The sequence below is a fragment of the Microcoleus sp. D3_18_C4 genome (assembly GCF_036702355.1).
In the GTDB taxonomy this organism is placed as follows: domain Bacteria; phylum Cyanobacteriota; class Cyanobacteriia; order Cyanobacteriales; family Microcoleaceae; genus Microcoleus.
The window spans coordinates 1-1314 of sequence record NZ_JAUBTF010000161.1; the positions used below are offsets into that span (position 1 = coordinate 1).

A 1314-nucleotide genomic window follows, 5' to 3' on the forward strand; every position below is an offset into this window, starting at 1 on the left:
GGAGCTTACAAGTGTAGGTTTTTTACAATTAGGAGGTGTTAGAAACAACAGGCCAACAAGAGGGCCAAGATTGAGGAAACAAGCGCCCTAGAACAATCGGCTGACCATTGAGCAAATTAGCCACCACATTGAGTAAGCCTTGAAGAAAACAAGATAACTGACGCCCACGATCAGAGCGTCGGGAACGCTGTTTGGCAATATGCCCTTGAGGAAGTTGTTCAAATAGGGATTCTGGGGGAGCTGAATCGGCCCCGCCTCCAACAGTCACCATCCAGAGAGTTGCTACTGCCATTGCCAACCAATGGCGCTCAGCTCGCAGTGGGTCACGCAAACGAGTTTTATGCCATTGCCAACCATCAGATTTAAAATCTCGGTAAGAACACTCAATCCAAGAGCGTAAGCCATACCAAAGTGGATTGCCAACCTCTGGGGCTAAATCAGTCACAATCAGCCACGGATCTTGATAACCAGGCTGCCAACAAGCTAACAAAGTACACCCTAGAGGATTGGTTTTAAAGCAAGTCACGGGTGCTGAATAACTCAGCCCAGGCTTGTCAACGACATCTGCCAGACGCTGCCATTGTGTCTGCTCGTCGAGCTGGTATGTACCTTGATGATTAATCCGTAAAAATGGATGCCAACCCTGGCTGACAATCTGGTGATATAACCAATCGGCATAAAGTCCTCGGTCAGCACAAACGATGACCATCCACTCTGAGGAAACGGCTGGTTTGATTGACTCAAATAGCTCTTGCCAGTGTGGCTTCCAAGCTCCTTTTTCTGTGCCTCTGACCACTTTCCAGGCGACAGGGATGGCACAACTGCGATAGAGAACATTTATTGATAAAACCGTGAAGGTTTGTCCGATATTGGTCGCATCGATCGCCAAAGGTAGCTGTTTCACATGGCTCGGCCATAAATTCAACACCCACCGCAATAATGGGGCAAAATATTGGCTCACTTGTAGTTCAGCGCGTTTGTTTCCTCGCCGAACTCCGCTCTTAGCTTGAGCTTCCTGATACCATTCTTTCAGCCTTTGCCGTACCGTGTTGAATTTTTCTTGGTTCAGTGTCGCAATGAAGTGGGACACTCTTGTCAGGCTACTCGATTGCGTCATTACCATCCCAAAACTCCAAGTCGCTAGCCCTGATGCTTGAGGTAGGGTTAGCTCTGGCAGATGATAGCTGACAATGCTCATCCACTGTTTCAGGTAGTGATTTTTCAGCATAAGTCTCAAAGCTAGATGATGGGCTGACCCGTCCAGTCTCTATATCTGTTGTTCCTCTTCATTGTAAAAAACCTACACTTGTAAGG

At 47.6% G+C, this 1314-nt stretch carries 1 protein-coding gene; it reads right to left on the reverse strand.

Going from position 1 to position 1314, the window contains the following annotated elements:
* Positions 1–28: 28 nt before the first annotated feature.
* The gene (locus QUA90_RS30340) at positions 29–1228 is read right to left on the reverse strand and encodes a transposase (protein WP_333448789.1); all 1200 of its coding nucleotides are present in this window, start codon (positions 1226–1228) and stop codon (positions 29–31) included.
* Positions 1229–1314: the final 86 nt, after the last annotated feature.

Coding starts and splice junctions, on each gene's coding strand:
- QUA90_RS30340 (WP_333448789.1), bottom strand. CDS start 1,228: ATGCTGAAAAATCACTACCTGAAACAGTGGATGAGCATTGTCAGCTAT.